Below are 16,189 nucleotides of genomic sequence, written 5' to 3' on the forward strand. Positions count from 1 at the left end.
GTCGGCGGATGGCAACTGCATCACGAACGCAGAGCACGCACTAAGCAACGCCGAGCATCGAGGGGCGGTCGTCGCCTGCACCCAGCCAGATCGATACTTCCATGCCGTCGGGATGCTCTTCGTAGTACTCCAAGTGGCTTTCCACGTAGCGAGATCGGTAGAGGTTGTAGGGATTGGTCCGCACGTACTTCAGGTAATCGCGTGCATCGAAGAGCGGTCCCACATTGTCCGCGACGATGATGCTGCCGGGCTCGATGAGACCCTTCTCCTCGATGCGCCAGAGATCGACGAGATACTCGTCCTTGCTGTGGTCCAGGAAGACCAGGTCGAATGGACCGGCCAGCGTAGGGATGATCGCGCCGGTCCATCCCACCATGATTTGCACCTGATCCTCCACCCCGGCAAACCTGCACATCGCCTTGGCGATCCGAGCGTGGCGAGGATTCGCTTCGATCGAAATGATCTGCCCGCCCCCTCGAAGCAGCCGCGCCATCCGCACCGCGGAGTAGCCGCAGTAGGCGCCAAGCTCGAGGACACGTGCGCTCGAAGGCAGCCCGGCCACAAGCTCATCCAAAATGCACCCTTTTCCGTTCCCTAGGTTCATCATGAAGCGTTGCTCGCGTGCAAAGCGATCAAGGGCGCGCAGCACAGACTCGGCGTCGCCCTCGACTGCGTGTGCGCGCACGAACTCCAAGGCCGCTCGCTCCCGACGCGGTTGTCCGCCGAGCATGGCCCGTGCCGAGCGGCCGATCTCGCGCAAGATCGCCCCGATCAAGCCGATGCGTTTCGGGATCGCCCGGAAGTCCGTGAGCAGCGTTGCGGAGATGCCGAGGGCAAGAGCGGCGATAGTCTGATTCATCGATCGTATCCTCAATGGTCACCGGCTCGGGAATCGGAGTCGGAGGAGCCGAAGAAACTAAGCGCGCGGGCGGGAAGCGATGCGCATCCCGCCCGAGGGACTCAATGCTTGCCGGGCTTCGGCAGGCTGTCGGGAAACGCAATCAGAACGTATAGCGCAGGCCGAGGGTCATCTCGTGGGAGCCCAGATCGTCGAAACGCATGCTCTGCCCGTTGATGTCCCCGCCGGTTTCCGCGCTCCCGAGATCCACGTACTGATACTCCGCGGTCAACGACAAGCGCTCGTCGATCGGATAAGCAAGCCCTGCGCCCAGGGACCAGGCGAACTCGGTATCCGTTGCCGAGGAGTAGACGCCCCACCCGGCGGAAGGACCCATGCCGAGCTCATCCACATCCGCCTCGTTCCAGGCCGCACCGATCCCACCCTTCAGGTACGGGCGCAGCTTGGTGCTCTCCAGAATGAAATCGTAGACGAGGTTCGCCATGAAGGTCGTGCTCGTCACCGAGCCGTCGGCGGAGGACGGAGCGCCGAAGCCTGCGTGGGAGATCCCGCCTGCGTCGAACGCGCGGTAGCGCAGCTCGCCCTCCAGTCGCAGTCCATTGCCGAAGCCGTAGCCGCCGCCGAGCCCGGCGACACCGCCGTTCTCCAGGTCGTAGTCCGGCCCCCGGCCAGGATCGTCGCCACCATAAATCAGGCTTCCTTCCGGGATCGCGAGACCGAGGTTGAGCGAGCCATACCAGCCGGGCTCATCCGCGTTTGCCGTTTGCGCACCGGCGACGATCGCCGACATCAGGATCAATTGGGTCTTGTTCATCGATGACTCCGATTGGTTCAACAAAAGGGGCCACAGCCCCCCGACACGCGTTCAGAGTACGTCGCGACCTTGAAACGAGAATGTAGCGAATGTGAGAAGTTCATGAGGACGGGGGCGTCGCAAAGGCGATACCGATTGATTGGCCATCCCGGGCAAGATTCGGACGAAACCGGACAACGCGGTTTAGGCCGGCCAGCGATCGAACGGCTGCTTCTCCAGGCGCATCTGCCCGTCGGCACCCTGGTGGATATTGATCCAGGCCTGCCAATTCGCGTCGTCCATCTCCGGGTAGTCGATCCGGAAATGACTGCAGCGGCTCTCCTTGCGCATCAGCGACGCCCGCAGCTTCATCTCCGCGCTGAGGATCATGTTCGCGGTCTCATGGGCCAGCCGAAGCTCATGCAGATCGCCGGCGCACAGCATCGGCAGATGGTGATCCCGCAGCTCTTCGATATAGGCGAGCGCCGCATTCAGCATGGACTCCTTTTTGATGTAGAGAACGAAGTTCGGAATCATGACGCCCTGCAGGGTCTGCGTGACCCAAGCCGGGCCATAACCCGCCTCGCGCCGCAGCGGCGCCAGCATCTCGTTCTCCACCTGGGCCAGCTTGTCCGCCGGCACGGACGGCATCGGCACACCCCGGCTGTAGCCTGCGGCGGCCTCGCCGGCGACGGCTCCCTGAACCGCGGATCCGGCCAGGGAGGAGCCGATCTGGGTGTAGATGGCCCCGGCCATGTAGGACCCCAGGGCATCGCCAGCCGCATAGAGCCCGGGGATGTTGGACTCGCAGCGGTCGTTGATCGGCACCAGACCCTCTGATTTATGGATCGCCATGCCGGCCGAGGAGCCGCCGACCGGCGCTCCGCGCATCCCGGGCGGACCCTTGTCCCCGCCGGGTCCACCCCCGGCTCCACCATCGGCGCCCGGGAGCGGCGGGCGATGAATCGGACCGCCTGTCAGCCAGCCACCCCCGGGCGGCGGCGGTCCGTGCGGGCGGTCGAAGCCTCGCGGCCGGGAGGGACCGCCGTCCAGCCGACCGAGCAGTCTATCCGGCGGACCCGGCGGCAAGGGTGCGCCCTTGGTATAGGCGACGTAGTTCAGCTCTACGCCGAGATCGTGGCGAACGTCCACGCCGGTCACGTCCGGTTTGCGCTCGAACATGCCGTGCCAGCCGTCGAAGCAGGCCGCCGGGTTCTGCGCCTGACCCGGGTGACCGTCGTTCCACTCCTTTCCGGTCACCTTGGCACCGATCCGGTAGGCCATGACGGTGCCATCATGTGTCAGGTCGCAGATCGGGAATCCGTTGGGCTTGAATCCGCCGGCACCGGTGCACAGGACCACGCTCTTGGCTGAAACCTGGATCAGGTGCCCGTCGTCCAAGGTGAAGCCCGCGGCGCCGGCGATGCGGCCCTCGTGCTCGATGAGATGGGTGACCATGACCCGCTCGATCAAGGGGATGCCGCGCGCCTCCATGGGACGCGAGAAGGCCTTGTTGCAGAGCGGCGAATCGAAGAATCCCCAGTCCCGAAGCTCCGCGACCCTGGCGGCGGAATGCTCCGCCATCTGGCGCGTGTAGACCGGGTTGTTGGTGCCGAGCGCCGAGCGCGACACCTCCGCCACGAAGGCATCCAGCGACATTCCCGCCTCGCGCGCGTCGAACGCGAAGATACCCTTCGCGAACGGCGTTTGTCCCGACGCGCCGAGCCGCCCCTTGGACAGGACCACCACCCGCGCACCGGCGTCGTGCGCCTTGACCGCCGCGAACAGCCCGGCCATGCCGCCGCCGATCACGAGGACATCGGTCTGGTGGGTCTTTTGGTCCATGTTGTCGGGGTCGAAGGCGGCCCGGTTCTCGCCCCATCCCGGGGCCATCCCCATGGCCGCGAGCGTCGCCGCCCCGGCCGTGCCACCGGCCAGCGTCAGGAAGCGGCGGCGTGACATGCCGTTGTTCTCATGCGGAGCCTTCATGGGCGAGCACCCCGGGTTTGTGATAAGGGATTGGAATAGTCGTAGACGGCTTGCCGGATCACCACGAGCACCGCCGCACAGGCCAGCATCACCACCAGCAGCGCGACGGCCGCATCGGTGTGTCGGCCCAGCTCGATGGCGTGCCAAGAGGCGACGACCACCAGCAGGACCGACAGCAAGGCGTGCAACAGCCTCCAGGTGCGGTAGTCCAACCCCAGCCGCGCGCGCAGCAGGGAGGTGGCGCCGATCACCAGCATCAGCACCCAGGAGACCATGCCCAGGACGACCCCGAGGCTGTCGAGGGTGGTCAGGATCTGCATCAAGGCATCTCCGGGAGAGACGCCGCCTTCGAAGGCACGGGGCAATACGATCAAAAAGGGATGAACAAGCAACAAACTCACCACCGAATAGCCGATGATCTTGTGCAGATTCAAAAGCCTGCCGAACCTAATCCCTTCGGGTGCAAAGCGCGCGCCGCGCCCGAGCAAAAACTGCCCGAACAGGAGAAAGAAGGCGCCCAGGGTCAGCATGGAGAGCGTTTCCTTCAAGAGCGAGCGCCCGGGATAGTCCCCCCGAGTCAGCAAAACCAGCGGCGGAAGCAAGAGCATCGATGCGGCGGCAATCAACCGGCATCTGTCGGTATCGGATCTCATGTTCATCCCCAGGAGACGACAACGGGTATCGACTTGTCCGGCGTGATGCTGATGGCATCGACCGGACAATACATTCGGCACAAATGGCAGATCTGGCAGTCGGCCACGTATTGAATGAATGCCTTGCCGGTGCGTGGGTCCATGCGAATGACGTCGGTCGGGCAGGACTGAACACAGGTCCCGCATCCGATGCATCCATCGATGCTGCTGATTGCCATCGGGTTCACCTAAAAAGTTGATCCGGCTCATCGGCACGCGGCCGAAGGTTCCGGTGGTCAAGATACGCGGCGAGATTGGGCGAACCGGGGGGAGATTAAGAGGAAACTGTGAGTATCGACGCGAGGGGTCGTTCGAGCGGTCTGAATCTGCAATTCTGTGCGTCGATCCTGATTCCTGCCACGCGTCTGTAGGGACAAGCGCAGCGAAGCCCGACAACAATGGCGCGGGATTTAGTGGACTTCGCTCTCGCTCGTCCACCCTACCCGCTCAGCTGATGACCAGGGGCCCGATCCGGCACCCCGCGACAACTCGGAGGTACGCGAAAAATGCGCATCGGTCTTACGACGAAGCTCCTGTTCATGCTCGGCATCACCAGCCTCGTCACGGTGCTGGCCATGGCGCTTGCGGCCCGCTGGAACTTCCAGCACGGATTTCTCGACTACCTGGGCCAGCAGGAGCTGACGCGTATCGCCCCGCTGCGCGAGGCGCTGCTGCCGATTTACGCCCGCAACGGCTCCTGGGCGTATTTCGAGCGCGACCCCGCTGCCTGGCCGCGTTTCGTCGACGACACCCTCCAGCCGCAAGGCGTGCATCCCCCCGGGCCACGTCAAGGGCCACGACCTCCCGGGGCACCCGAGGAGTCCCTCGAGGGGTTGCCCGGGGGTCCACACGAGCAGGACACCACGGCAGCCTACGAGGCAAGCCCACCGCGTCATCCGCCCGGCCCGCGGCTGGGGCCACCACCCGCGCCGCCCGCCCCGATGGAGCTCCTGGGCCTGCGTGTCCGACTGCTCGACGCCCGGGGTCAGCTGGTGGCCGGTGTCTCGTCGACGGCTAGCGAGCCCTTCCGTTTGCCGATCGAGCTCGACGGAGCCGTCATCGGCTGGCTGCTGCTGTCCCCGCCGGAGTGGTTCGAGGACGATCTCGCCCAGCGATTCAATAGCCAGCACAATCGCACCCTGGTCTGGATCTCCGTCGGCGTGCTCGCGCTGGCCTTCGTACTCGGCTGGGTGTTCGGCCAGGGACTTCTGCGCCGCATCCGGACCCTGGCACGCGGCGCGCGTCAACTGGCCGGGGGGGACTTCGGGACTCGCATTGTCGACCACGCCCACGACGAGCTGAGCGCCCTGTCCGAGGACTTCAATCGCCTCGCCGCGGCCCTCGAGCGCAACGAAGCGCTCAGGCGCCGCGGCATGGCGGACGTATCCCACGAGCTACGTACACCGGTCGCCGTGGCACGCGCCGAGCTGGACGCCCTGATCGACGGCATCCGGCCTTGCAACAAGACAAACCTGGAACAGGTCCAGGGTCGCCTCCTGACGCTCGGACGGTTGCTGGACGACCTCTACGACCTAGCCCTGTCGGACGCGGGCGCGCTGGCCTATCGCTTCTCGCCGCTGGATTTGGGCGAGATCGTCCGACTGGCGGTCGTTCAGATGGAGGACGCGTTCGCACGCCAAGGCATCGCGCTGCATCTTGAGTGCACCGACACGCTGCCGATGGACGGGGATCGCGGACGCCTGCGCCAGGTATTGGACAACCTGCTCGGCAACAGCTTGCGGTACACCGATTCCGGCGGCGTCACGCGGGTCGTGGCGAAACGCGCGGGAGCCTGGATCGAGGTGAGCGTCCAAGACACGGCCCCCGGCGTCGCGCCCGAAGCGCTCGAGCGCCTGTTCGACCGCTTCTACCGCGTCGAGGCCTCGCGCTCGCGCGCCAAGGGCGGCGCGGGGCTCGGCCTGGCGATCTGCCGCAACATCATCGAGGCCCATCGCGGCAGCATCCTGGCCAGGGCTGCCGACGCCGGGGGCTTGGCCATCGATATTCGCCTACCGACCTCCGACGGCTCGCTACGGAGGCAGGATCCGAAACCTCATGATTCGCTCATGATTCCCTCAAGGCGACACCTCAATCAATGCGTAGAGTGAAGCCACCGAAACGAGATCAAGGAGTCTCAAGATGCAGAAGAATCGAACCAACGCCATGATCGCACTACTCGCCCTCCTCCTCGCCGGCACGGCGACGACCGTGTCCGCCAGGCCCGAGCCCGGCGACGGCGGAGGCCGACGCGGCCCGCCGCCCGAGGCGATCAATGCCTGCGAAGGCAAGCAGGTCAACGATCAGTGCAGCTTTAAGGGCCGCGGAGACGAAACCCTTACGGGCATCTGCTCCGCACCTCCGAATGTCGACGAGCTGGCCTGCGCACCGGAGGGCGGCCCGCCAGAGCGCGGCGGTCGCTGATCGGACCTCCTCCGACACATCAATTACCCCCCCTGGCGCAAGGATGGCCGCCCCCATCGGGTACGGATACCCGATCCCCCTCGGGCAGGGACGCCCGACCTGAAGCGCCAATCCGCGGGCATCGACTCCGAGCCCCCCGTTACCGCAACCGCGCTTTCGGCGCAGCGCACTGCGGCTCCCTCCATCGCTGATCCGCTCCCGGGACCGGCTGGGCACCTCATTCCGCTTTCGCTCACGACATCCCTTACCTGCCAGAGCGCGGCCGTTGAGAACCCCTGTCATGGCGCCGGACTGCCTGGAGGATGAGTGGCTGCAGCAGCCTGCTCGCCTCACAATTGCCTTCATTTGTTCCCACAGTGCTCTCACTCTCTTCGCGCATCTTGTTCTCTAACGGAGGGCGCGGTCTCAGCCGCCCGTCCGTTGGCCCCTAGATTCGCGCCGGAGACGCGGTGAGCCAGTCATTGGGAATTGGGAAACGAAGTGTCGGCGACAGTCAGCCAATTCGAGCCCTTCGCAATGAATCGCCATTTCCGGACCCGGTGATTCGACGTCTCTATTGGCGGAAATCAAGGACAAGGGGCCGCGGTGACGACCGATTTCAAATCCCTGAACCGGAGAATTTTCATGTACCCGAAACCGATACTCGCAAGCGCTGTTGCACTCGCCCTTTCCGCGCCGCTGAGCGTCACGGCCGCCCAAATGCCGGGGGGGATGAGCTTCCCCGGTGCACGCCCGCCGCCCCCCAACGAGCGCCAGCTCATGATCGTCGTGGATACCGGTCAGGCGGCTTGCTATGACAGCGATGGCGCAGAGCTCACCTGCCCCGCCGAGGGCGAGGACCTCCATGGCCAGGACGCTCAGAATGCCAACAACGCGGCCAGCTACAGGGACAACCGTAACGGCACGGTCACCGACAACCTCACCCGCCTGATGTGGCAGCAGACGCCTCCGGCCGACAAGTATGAGTGGTCCGACGCGCAGGACTACTGTGAAAGCCTGTCGCTGGCCGAGCATGATGACTGGCGCACGCCGAACCTGAAGGAGCTCTTCTCCATCAGCGACTTCACCTCCGGCTGGCCCTACATCGACACCCGTTTCTTCAACCTGAACGAGACCCCCGAGCTCAAACAGCTCCAATACTGGTCGAACAACTTCTACGAGGTGGGTACCACCCACGGTGGGTCGGACTCCGCGTTCGGCGTCAATCACGGCACCGGACACATCAAGGCCTATCCGGTGGGCGGCGATGACGGCAGCGGGGATATCCCGATTGATGGCGCGGTTGAGGCCCCAACCGACGGCGTTGCAGGGTCTCCCCCCGGCGCTTCACTCACGGCGAAGTACGTGCGCTGCGTACGCGGTAACGGCTATGGCGACAATGCATTCGTCGACAACGGTGACGGCACCGTCACCGACCGCAACAACGAACTCATGTGGAGCCAGTACGACAGCGACGCAGGGGTCGATTGGCGGGACGCCCTGGCCTACGCGGTCGAGAAGAACGCCGCGGGCTATCTCGGCTACAGCGACTGGCGTCTGCCGAACGTGAAGGAGCTACAGAGCATCGTCGACTATTCCGGCAGCTATCCAGCCATAGATACGGACTACTTCAACATCACCGACGTCGACTCGTACTTCTGGTCCAGCACGTCCGCCTACTTCAGCCCAGCCGAGCCCGGCTTCTACTACGGCTGGTACGTGGCCTTCGGTTATGCCGTGGGTGGCGACGGCGAGGATTTGCATGGCGCCGGTGCGGTGCGCTTCGACACCAAGGCACTGGACGGGCCCGCCGGCGAAGACCCGGAGCGGATCTTCAACTATGTGCGCCTGGTCCGGGATGCCGAGCCGCAGACCCAGCACGAGGTTATCCACAACGACCAGGGCTGCTACACGATTCACTGTCGCCGCTGATACGCCCCACCCAAAGCTCACAAACACCAGGCCCAAGGTGGAGACCAAGTCCTCACCTTGGGCATAGTCGTTTCGATGGGGCGCCTGGATTCGACCGGATGGCTCCTGAACCGCCCGTGATCACTCGGGCTCGTACCGATACCCAACACCGTAGACCGATTCGATGAACTGGCGCCCATCGAACTCAGACGCCAGCTTCCGGCGCAGGTTCTTCACATGAGAGTCCACCGAGCGCTCGGTCACCACCCGGTGGTCGTCGTAGAGCTCGTCAAGCAGACGGGTCCGGGACATGATGCGCCCGGGATGTCGGCAGAGCGCGACGAGCAGGCGGAACTCCCCCACGGTCAGACGCAGCGCACGGTCGTCCAGGCGCACCTCGTATCGGTCCTCGTCGAGCACGAGCCCGCCGCGACTCTGCGCATCGGTCTTGCCGGCCGGCCGGGTCAGCATCTCGACGCGACGCAGCTGCGCCTTGACCCGCGCCACCACCTCACGCGGAGCAAAGGGTTTGCAGATGTAGTCGTCCGCGCCGAGCTCCAGACCCAGCAGGCGATCGATCTCCTCCACCCGGGCGGTCACCATGATGATGGGAACCGACGAGAAGGTGCGAAGCTCCCGACAAATCTCCAATCCGTCGCGCCCCGGCAGCATCAGGTCCAGCAGGATAAGGTCGGGCGGGGCCTCGCGAACCCGCGGCACCACGGCCGCGCCATCCTCGATGCGCTCGACCTCCATCGCCGAGGCGCGCAGGTACTCCTCGAGCACCACCGCGAGCGGGGTCTCGTCCTCGACGATGAGCACGGTCTTGGCGGCGGCGGGACTCATGGCGGGCATCTACCTCGAATTCTCTCGAAGCCCCCGGATCGGGGAGCAGTCGGCGTTATTCTCGCCGATCCTCCGCTCCCGGGTAAGGCGCAGTTCAACACCCTACCCCACCCTGAAGAACATCTTCATCCCCCCGCAGCGCCGACCCCGATCAGCTCCGCCATATCCACCAAACCCGCGTCGATCCAACCCAGCCGTCGCCCCGGCGGATCCCTATCGCTCTTCAATCGCCCTCCGGCGTTCATGACGAGGTCGGCCCCTTGACCACAAGCGCACCCGGCGCGACCCCCAGATCGGCGGCGATGACCGCGCATTTGGCCTGCAGCAGAAAAAAGACCGGAGCCGACACGGTGCTGAGCGTCTCGTAGTTGGCCTGTCCCTTCGCGATGATCAGCTCTGCCTCGGCGAAGCGCTCGCGAAAGGACTCGGCGCACTGCTCGAGCACCGTACCGGGCGCTTGCGAGCCGTTGTCGATGATCTCGGCGACACGGTCGATCCCGGCGGCCAGCGCATCCTCGCGGGTAGCATCGTTGATGATGGGGCCGCCCTTCACGACGTAGGTCACCGGCCGGTCGAGGTGCTCGATCAGCACTCGATCGAAGACCGTTTCCCCCGCGTTGTCGGCCAGATAGAGAACAGCCCCTACAGACCCGAGCGCATGACGCAACGCCGTGAGCCCATCGATCGCCAGGGGCGCCGCAAGCACCCGCGCCAATGTCTCGTCCAGATCGTAGGTCTCGGCCGCGCCCAGATCGATGATGTTGCCCGCGATCGCGATACGCACGGCGATGTCGAGCGGATCGGCCGCCCTGTCGACATGCGCGCGGAGCACGGGCCGCAAGGCCAACGCCTCGCGGGTCGCCTCGGCCTTGGCCTCTCGGTAGGGGTCCGGGTTTGCGGTGCGCATGCGCACCAAGCGGTGGATGTCATCCGCCATCATCGGCGGCGTCGCCTCCGGGGGCAGTGCACGTAGCCGCTCCAGTGTTTCCAGGAGAATCTCGCGCTGCAGATCGGGTGTGGCACCGGCACGGCGCGCTGCGCTCAGCGCCTGTCGCACAAAGCAGGGATAGCAGTCGAGATTTGTGTGCATGGTGCAATTGGCCTCTTATCCACTTCGACCCCCGATCTTGCCCGCAGAAGCCCATCCAGACCAAATGACATCGATCATTCCGATCGCGGTTTAGAATCCTCTGAGGACGTCACATCGACTGCACGGGAGCACGCGATGACCCCCTCGGTTCGTATCCTGACATTGGTCTACGCGACTCCACCCGCGGAGGCCTTGCCGCCGGATCATCCCTGGCAGCGATTCGACGCACTCGGCCGGACCCTGCGACGTCATCTTCCGAGCGCAACGGCCGCCCTTTTCGCCCGGCCCGAGATCGCCCTCGACGGCTCGGGTACGGTCACATGGACCAGCGCGCTGGCCGGACAACCACGGCGGTTACTGGATCTGCCCGACGAGGAGCAGGCGGCCGCGCGTCGTGTCCTCGCCGATCACCTGAACGCGATCTCGCATCTCGCCGAGGAGCTGGCGCGCCGCGAGCCGGACGATCCCGAGCCCGCGCAGCTCCTGAAGCGCGCCATCCTCTACCCGGGCGACGCGGCCGTCTTCGTGATCGGCGGCGCCCCGGTCCTGATCTCCTGGGGCGGCACTGACCCCGGCCGCCCGCCGCGCGCGGCCGGTGCGCCCGATCCCGCGACCGTGCCGGCCCCGCGGCGGCGACCGGCGTGGATCCTGCCCGTTCTCGGCTTGATCGCACTCGCATTGGTGGGACTCGGTCTCGGAAGCCTCTGGCTCCGGCAGTTGCAGGAGACCGAGCAGGACTTGCGCGAGGATCTCGCCGTCGCGCTGGCCACGCACTGCGACCCGGTCGCGCCGCTCGTGGAGCTGGCCTCCCGCCTGGAGCGGATCGATCGGGAGGACGCGCGCTACGCAGACATCCGGATGGCGGTCCTGACCGAGCTCGGCATCTGCGAGGAGGCCGCGCTCTTTCGCGAACGACTCGCAACCGAGCCGCCCTGCGATCATCTGCCCGCCTTGAACGCCGAGCTTGCCTTCTACGACCTCGAGCGCGAACCCTTCCGCGCCCTGAAGACCGATCTGGACCGGCGGATCCGGGCCTGCACACGGGTCGATGGGCTCGCGCAACGCCTTGACGCGGTCGCCGGCGATTGCCTTGCCGTAGCCGAGTCGGCGCAAGAGATCGCGACGCTCGATGAACCCAAACGCGAGCTGGCAACGCTGCGAGTCGGACTCGATCGCGCGATTGCCGCCTGCCATCTCGCCGAGAGACTCGGCCCGCGAATCGCCGAGGCGTCCGAGACCTGCACGGCACTGCGCACCCTGGCGCGCGAGACCTCCCCCGCCTTCGTCGAGCTGGATGGCAGCCGGCCACCCTTGAGCGCGATCCGCCGAGGGCTCGACGAGGCCCTCGCACGCTGCGACCTCGCCGATCATCTGGAGGGCGAGCTGGCCCGCTCGCAAGACGATTGCCTTGCCCTCGCCGGCCTCGACGAGACCCTGTCGCGCCATGACCCGGACCGCGAGCCACTCGCCGCCGTGGCAGAGAGGCTCGCCATTGCGCTGCGCCAATGCGCGTCTCTGAACGACCTGGAGCAGCGCTTCGCCGAGGCCAACGGCGACTGCGCCCGTCTTAGGGCACTGGCCGACGGGCTCGATGCCTACAAAAACAACCTCCGCTTCCTCGACATCCGCACCCGACTGGCACCCGAGCTTCAGGTCTGCAGCGAGGCCGACGCGCTGGTTGAGCAGATCGCGGCCATCGGCAGCGACTGCACCAAGGCCCGCGCGCTGGCCACACGTCTGGCCGACCGAGGCGACCCGCGCTTCGCCAAGGCGCGCGAGTCCATCGCGGCACCGATCGCCGACTGCGATCGGATCGACCGCTACACCCGACGCCTCGCCGAGGCCGGCACCGACTGCACCCGACTCGTTGCCCTGGAACGCGACCTCAAGCGCGAGTCCGTTGCGTCGCTGCGACCGGTCAGTCGAGCGCTCGGCGAGCGGATCGGCCCGTGCCGCCCGCCGCCACCAAAACCCGTCGTCGCCCAAACGCCCCCGAAGGGCGCGGCACCAATCCCCCAAGAGAGCGGCACCTTCGCCATGCGCGGAGACTGCAGCGGGCTTCTCACCATCGATCCGTCCTCCGGCTGGAACGGCGACCGTGTCCGACACATCGTCACCATCGATCCGCCGGCGAGCGAGCGCGTCGCCCGCGTGACTTCCACCAACCGTGGATGCCGCAACTGCGGCCTGCGCAAGATCGGCCGCAACACCTGGCGCGGCGATCTATTCCACAGATGCGGCGGTCGCGGGATCATCCCGGTTGCCTACGCAGCTTACGATGCAAGTGGTCGAATGATCTGCAGCGGAAACGGCAGCGGTCTTTGTCTTGGACGACGTCGATAAACCGTCGAGCGTCGCTTGCAGGGCGCCTCAGGCGGAGCCCCGTGCCATTCCAAAAGCGCCGGAAGAGCACTCCCGCCGGAACGGGTGTGGTGGCCTGCTCCAATGGTGGTCAGGTATCGCCCGATGTAAGGTGGGAACCTCAGTTCGAGGCGGGACAACGTTCCCTTGCTCAAGCCGCGAATGTTGACGGCCTGTCCCAAGAGTCCTTCATGGAAATCCTGGTGGGAGGCCGGCATCCCCGCGGTCGACTATCCGCCGCAGGAGCCTGAGGGAGAGCTGGATACGACCCGATGAGCCGGATCGTCGTCGCCGATGCCGGTGGTCCCAGGATGGTCTACGGACGTTTTCCCGGAATTTGCCGGCCTGGAGTGCTGGAATCAAAATCAGAAAACGCCGGAGATGAGCATTGCCCAAGGATAGGGCTTGGCGGGATGCCGAGTCACTTTCGTAACTGGCTGTTTAGAATGGGGTTTGGCGCGCCCGACAGGATTCGAACCTGTGACCCCAGCCTTCGGAGGGCTGTACTCTATCCATCTGAGCTACGGGCGCTTTGTGCGGTTTCGCTCTCCGGGATGATGCGGCGCGATTTTATACCGGCGCGGTCTCGATTGGCGAAGACCCTGAAATATACTGCGATTCGTCTCGGACGTCCATGGGTTCTTCCACGACTGGCTCATGCGCACCCATATGCGCCGGTCTGAATTCGGTCGACCGCTCGGGGGGCGTTACTCTGCTCTGTCGACCTCGAGCATCCCCTTGAGCGCATGCAGATGACTCAAGCCCCGGGCCTTGCGGTTCTCGGGGGTCTCGTCGCGGGCGCTGTCCCAGCGCAGTTGATCCCGCGGCAGCTCGGCAAGGAAGCGGCTGGGCTCGCTGGTCACCCACTCGCCGTAGCGTTTACGCCGCCGCGTGAGTGTGAAGGTGAGTGTGCGTTGTGCACGGGTGATGCCGACATAGGCAAGCCGGCGCTCCTCCTCGATGGTCTCCTCCTCGATGCTGGTGCGGTGCGGAAGCAGCTCCTCTTCCATGCCGACCAGGAAGACGTGGGGGAATTCCAGGCCCTTGGCGGCGTGCAGGGTCATGAGGCTGACCCGGTCGCCGCCTTCGTCCTCGTCCTGACGTTCCATGACGTCCAACAGGGTGAGATGGGTCGCCATCTCGGCGAGTGTCTTCTCTTGCAGCTCGCCCTTTTTGAGTGCGCCGAGCCAGTCGAGCAGATCGGTGATGTTGGCGTAACGGCGGTCGGCAACCGCTTGACTGGAGGCATGCTCGCGCAGCCAGGAGGCGTAGTCGATCGTCTCGACCAGCGTGCGCATGGTCCCGACGGGGTCGCTTTCGCCGCGTCGGGCATGCTCGGAGACCAGTGCACTGAACGCTTGAAGGCGCTCGCGTTGGCGCTCGCTCAGATGTTCGCCGAGACCGAGCTCGCCGCAGGCTTCAAGCAGATGGATACCACGCTCGCGTGCATAGTTGGCGAGCTTCTCCAGGGTCGTCGGGCCGATCTCGCGCCGCGGGGTGTTGACGATGCGCAGGAAGGCGGCATCGTCCTGCGGATTGGCGATCAGGCGCAAATAGGCCATCAGGTCCTTCACCTCGGCGCGGGCGAAGAAAGACGTCCCGCCGCTCAGGACATAGGGCACGTTGTGCTCGCGCAGGGCCTTCTCGAACGGGCGCGCCTGATGGTTGCCTCGATAGAGGATGGCGATGTCGCCGAACTCGGCCCCTTCGGCGAACTTCAGGTGCAGGATCTCGGAGACGACCTGCTCGGCCTCGTGGCCCTCGTCCTTGCAGTGCAGCACACGCGGCGGCTCGCCCGGACCATGCTCGCTCCAGAGCCGTTTCTCGAAGACATGCGGGTTGTTCGCGATCAGGGTGTTGGCGAGTCCGAGGATGGTCGCGCTGGAGCGGTAGTTCTGCTCCAGCATGATGACCTTCAGATGCGGATAGTCGGTCTGCAGCCGGGCGAGATTCTCGGGCCGTGCGCCGCGCCAGGCGTAGATGGATTGATCGTCGTCGCCGACCACGGTGAAGGCCGCGCGCGGGCCGACGAGGCGACGGACCAGGTCGTATTGTGCCCCGTTGGTGTCCTGGTATTCGTCGACCAGCAGATAGCGGATCCGTCCTTGCCAGGTCTCGCGCAGCTCCGGGTGCTCGGCAAGCATTCGCGCCGGGCCCAGGATGAGGTCGTCGAAGTCGACCGCGTTGTAGGCGCGCAGGCTGCGTTCGTAATCGGCATAGAACGCGGCGAGTCGGGCCTCGAAGTCGTCCTCGGCACGGCTGGCGGCCTGCGCGGGGTCGACCAGGTCGTTCTTCCAGCGCGAGATGCGGTGTTGGATCGCGGCGGGGCTGAAGGCGTCGCCGCCCTTGGTGTGGCGCAGGTGCTCCTTGATCAGGGCCTCGGCGTCTTGGGCGTCGAGGAGCGAGAAGCGCGGGCGCAGTCCGGCAGGCTGCGGGTGTCGACGCAGCATGTCGAGACCCAGGGTATGGAAGGTGGAGATGGTCAGGCCGCGCGTCTCGGCGCCTTTGATCCGACTGCCGACCCGCTCGCGCATCTCGCGCGCGGCCTTGTTGGTGAAGGTCAGTGCGCAGATGTGGCGGGGCGAGATCCCGCCCGGGCCGATCAGGTGGGCGATCTTGCGGGTGATCACGCGGGTCTTGCCGGACCCGGCACCGGCCAGGACCAGGAGCGGCCCGGCGGTGTAGTGCACGGCCTCGAGTTGTCGCGGATTGAGTCCGGTCATGCGGGATCCTTTCGGGTGAAGGCGATCCCGTGCTCGCATCGCGCGAGGCCGCCTCCGGTTCGGGCCGACAAAGATACCCTATCGGCCTCGGTCGAGCGCACCTGCGGATGAGGCAATCCGGGTGCGTTCGTACTACCATGCAGGTCTTTCAATCGACGGTCAGATGGTGGTCCCGTGACGAGAACGATCCTGCTGACGATCCCGCTGATGCTTTGCCTCGGGATGGCGCACGCGCAAGAGGAGCAGCCGGCGGCTGCCGGCGGTGGCTTTCTGGAGGCGCCGACGGTGATTCCGTCTCCGGTCACCGGCGAGCCGGTGGAGCCCGAGATCACCATCATCGAATCCGGGGACGAGGTCATCTACGAGTACCGGGTCCGCGGGGTGCTCTACATGGTCCGGATCCAACCCCAGTTCGGACCGCCTTACTTTCTTTTCGACACCAACGGCGACGGCATCCTGGACATGCAGGAGAATGCGGCGAACAACGTCTCGATCCCGCAGTGGGTGCTGTTTGAATGGAATTGA

Annotated in this window: 13 protein-coding genes and 1 tRNA gene; 5 read left to right on the forward strand and 9 right to left on the reverse strand. The window is 65.6% G+C overall.

What is annotated here, in order from left to right; translation table 11 throughout:
* Window positions 1-40: 40 nt before the first annotated feature.
* From THIMADRAFT_RS24285 to THIMADRAFT_RS00760, 5 genes are all read right to left on the reverse strand, one after another.
* On the reverse strand, window positions 41-859 hold the full coding sequence (locus tag THIMADRAFT_RS24285) for an O-methyltransferase (RefSeq protein WP_007191027.1): 819 nt from the start codon (window positions 857-859) through the stop codon (window positions 41-43).
* A 142-nt stretch (window positions 860-1,001) separates the two neighbouring features.
* Complete coding sequence (locus tag THIMADRAFT_RS00745) at window positions 1,002-1,673, reverse strand: outer membrane protein (protein WP_007191028.1); 672 nt, start codon at window positions 1,671-1,673, stop codon at window positions 1,002-1,004.
* Between the two features lie 183 nt (window positions 1,674-1,856).
* Window positions 1,857-3,641, reverse strand: a complete 1,785-nt coding sequence (locus tag THIMADRAFT_RS00750; protein ID WP_007191029.1) for an FAD-dependent oxidoreductase — start codon at window positions 3,639-3,641, stop codon at window positions 1,857-1,859.
* Window positions 3,638-4,294 (reverse strand): ferric reductase-like transmembrane domain-containing protein, encoded by a 657-nt coding sequence (locus tag THIMADRAFT_RS00755; protein WP_007191030.1) that lies wholly within the window; start codon window positions 4,292-4,294, stop codon window positions 3,638-3,640. The genes THIMADRAFT_RS00750 and THIMADRAFT_RS00755 overlap by 4 nt, the downstream gene beginning before the upstream one ends.
* 2 nt (window positions 4,295-4,296) lie before the next feature.
* Complete coding sequence (locus THIMADRAFT_RS00760) at window positions 4,297-4,512, reverse strand: 4Fe-4S dicluster domain-containing protein (protein WP_007191031.1); 216 nt, start codon at window positions 4,510-4,512, stop codon at window positions 4,297-4,299.
* A gap of 327 nt (window positions 4,513-4,839) precedes the next feature.
* On the opposite strand from THIMADRAFT_RS00760, the gene THIMADRAFT_RS00765 reads away from it, so the two are divergent.
* The 3 genes from THIMADRAFT_RS00765 to THIMADRAFT_RS00775 all read left to right on the forward strand — a co-directional run bounded on the left by THIMADRAFT_RS00765 (window position 4,840) and on the right by THIMADRAFT_RS00775 (window position 8,665).
* On the forward strand, window positions 4,840-6,441 hold the full coding sequence (locus THIMADRAFT_RS00765) for an ATP-binding protein (RefSeq protein WP_007191032.1): 1,602 nt from the start codon (window positions 4,840-4,842) through the stop codon (window positions 6,439-6,441).
* A gap of 31 nt (window positions 6,442-6,472) precedes the next feature.
* A complete protein-coding gene (locus THIMADRAFT_RS00770; protein ID WP_007191033.1) occupies window positions 6,473-6,754 on the forward strand; it encodes a hypothetical protein in 282 nt (93 codons plus the stop codon).
* 624 nt (window positions 6,755-7,378) lie between these two features.
* A complete protein-coding gene (locus THIMADRAFT_RS00775) occupies window positions 7,379-8,665 on the forward strand; it encodes an Lcl C-terminal domain-containing protein (protein WP_007191034.1) in 1,287 nt (428 codons plus the stop codon).
* Between the two features lie 120 nt (window positions 8,666-8,785).
* On the opposite strand, the gene THIMADRAFT_RS00780 is transcribed toward THIMADRAFT_RS00775, so the two are convergent.
* Window positions 8,786-9,490 carry a response regulator gene (locus tag THIMADRAFT_RS00780; protein ID WP_007191035.1) on the reverse strand — a complete coding sequence of 235 codons (705 nt, stop codon included), beginning with the start codon at window positions 9,488-9,490 and terminating at the stop codon, window positions 8,786-8,788.
* Window positions 9,491-9,731: 241 nt separating this feature from the next.
* Window positions 9,732-10,580 carry a damage-control phosphatase ARMT1 family protein gene (locus THIMADRAFT_RS00785; RefSeq protein WP_007191037.1) on the reverse strand — a complete coding sequence of 283 codons (849 nt, stop codon included), beginning with the start codon at window positions 10,578-10,580 and terminating at the stop codon, window positions 9,732-9,734.
* Window positions 10,581-10,715: 135 nt separating this feature from the next.
* Between THIMADRAFT_RS00785 and THIMADRAFT_RS00790 the strand changes: the two genes are divergently transcribed.
* Window positions 10,716-12,923 (forward strand): hypothetical protein, encoded by a 2,208-nt coding sequence (locus THIMADRAFT_RS00790; RefSeq protein WP_007191038.1) that lies wholly within the window; start codon window positions 10,716-10,718, stop codon window positions 12,921-12,923.
* A 472-nt stretch (window positions 12,924-13,395) separates the two neighbouring features.
* Here the strand turns inward: THIMADRAFT_RS00790 and THIMADRAFT_RS00795 are convergent.
* Window positions 13,396-13,472 (reverse strand) — tRNA-Arg (locus THIMADRAFT_RS00795).
* Between the two features lie 176 nt (window positions 13,473-13,648).
* Entirely contained in the window at window positions 13,649-15,664 is a 2,016-nt protein-coding gene (locus THIMADRAFT_RS00800) for a UvrD-helicase domain-containing protein (protein ID WP_007191039.1), read from the reverse strand.
* Window positions 15,665-15,838: 174 nt separating this feature from the next.
* On the opposite strand from THIMADRAFT_RS00800, the gene THIMADRAFT_RS00805 reads away from it, so the two are divergent.
* Window positions 15,839-16,189, forward strand: a complete 351-nt coding sequence (locus THIMADRAFT_RS00805; RefSeq protein WP_007191040.1) for a DUF2782 domain-containing protein — start codon at window positions 15,839-15,841, stop codon at window positions 16,187-16,189.

It is taken from the genome of Thiocapsa marina 5811, assembly GCF_000223985.1.
In the GTDB taxonomy this organism is placed as follows: Bacteria; Pseudomonadota; Gammaproteobacteria; order Chromatiales; family Chromatiaceae; genus Thiocapsa; species Thiocapsa marina.

Bases quoted from the DNA above. Each gene is read 5' to 3' on its own strand.
- THIMADRAFT_RS00775 (WP_007191034.1), top strand. From the start codon at position 7,379: ATGTACCCGAAACCGATACTCGCAAGCGCTGTTGCACTCGCCCTTTCC.
- THIMADRAFT_RS00765 (WP_007191032.1), top strand. From the start codon at position 4,840: ATGCGCATCGGTCTTACGACGAAGCTCCTGTTCATGCTCGGCATCACC.
- THIMADRAFT_RS00755 (WP_007191030.1), bottom strand. From the start codon at position 4,294: ATGAGATCCGATACCGACAGATGCCGGTTGATTGCCGCCGCATCGATG.
- THIMADRAFT_RS00750 (WP_007191029.1), bottom strand. From the start codon at position 3,641: ATGAAGGCTCCGCATGAGAACAACGGCATGTCACGCCGCCGCTTCCTG.
- THIMADRAFT_RS00770 (WP_007191033.1), top strand. From the start codon at position 6,473: ATGCAGAAGAATCGAACCAACGCCATGATCGCACTACTCGCCCTCCTC.
- THIMADRAFT_RS00780 (WP_007191035.1), bottom strand. From the start codon at position 9,490: ATGAGTCCCGCCGCCGCCAAGACCGTGCTCATCGTCGAGGACGAGACC.
- THIMADRAFT_RS00800 (WP_007191039.1), bottom strand. From the start codon at position 15,664: ATGACCGGACTCAATCCGCGACAACTCGAGGCCGTGCACTACACCGCC.
- THIMADRAFT_RS00745 (WP_007191028.1), bottom strand. From the start codon at position 1,673: ATGAACAAGACCCAATTGATCCTGATGTCGGCGATCGTCGCCGGTGCG.
- THIMADRAFT_RS24285 (WP_007191027.1), bottom strand. From the start codon at position 859: ATGAATCAGACTATCGCCGCTCTTGCCCTCGGCATCTCCGCAACGCTG.
- THIMADRAFT_RS00790 (WP_007191038.1), top strand. From the start codon at position 10,716: ATGACCCCCTCGGTTCGTATCCTGACATTGGTCTACGCGACTCCACCC.
- THIMADRAFT_RS00760 (WP_007191031.1), bottom strand. From the start codon at position 4,512: ATGGCAATCAGCAGCATCGATGGATGCATCGGATGCGGGACCTGTGTT.
- THIMADRAFT_RS00785 (WP_007191037.1), bottom strand. From the start codon at position 10,580: ATGCACACAAATCTCGACTGCTATCCCTGCTTTGTGCGACAGGCGCTG.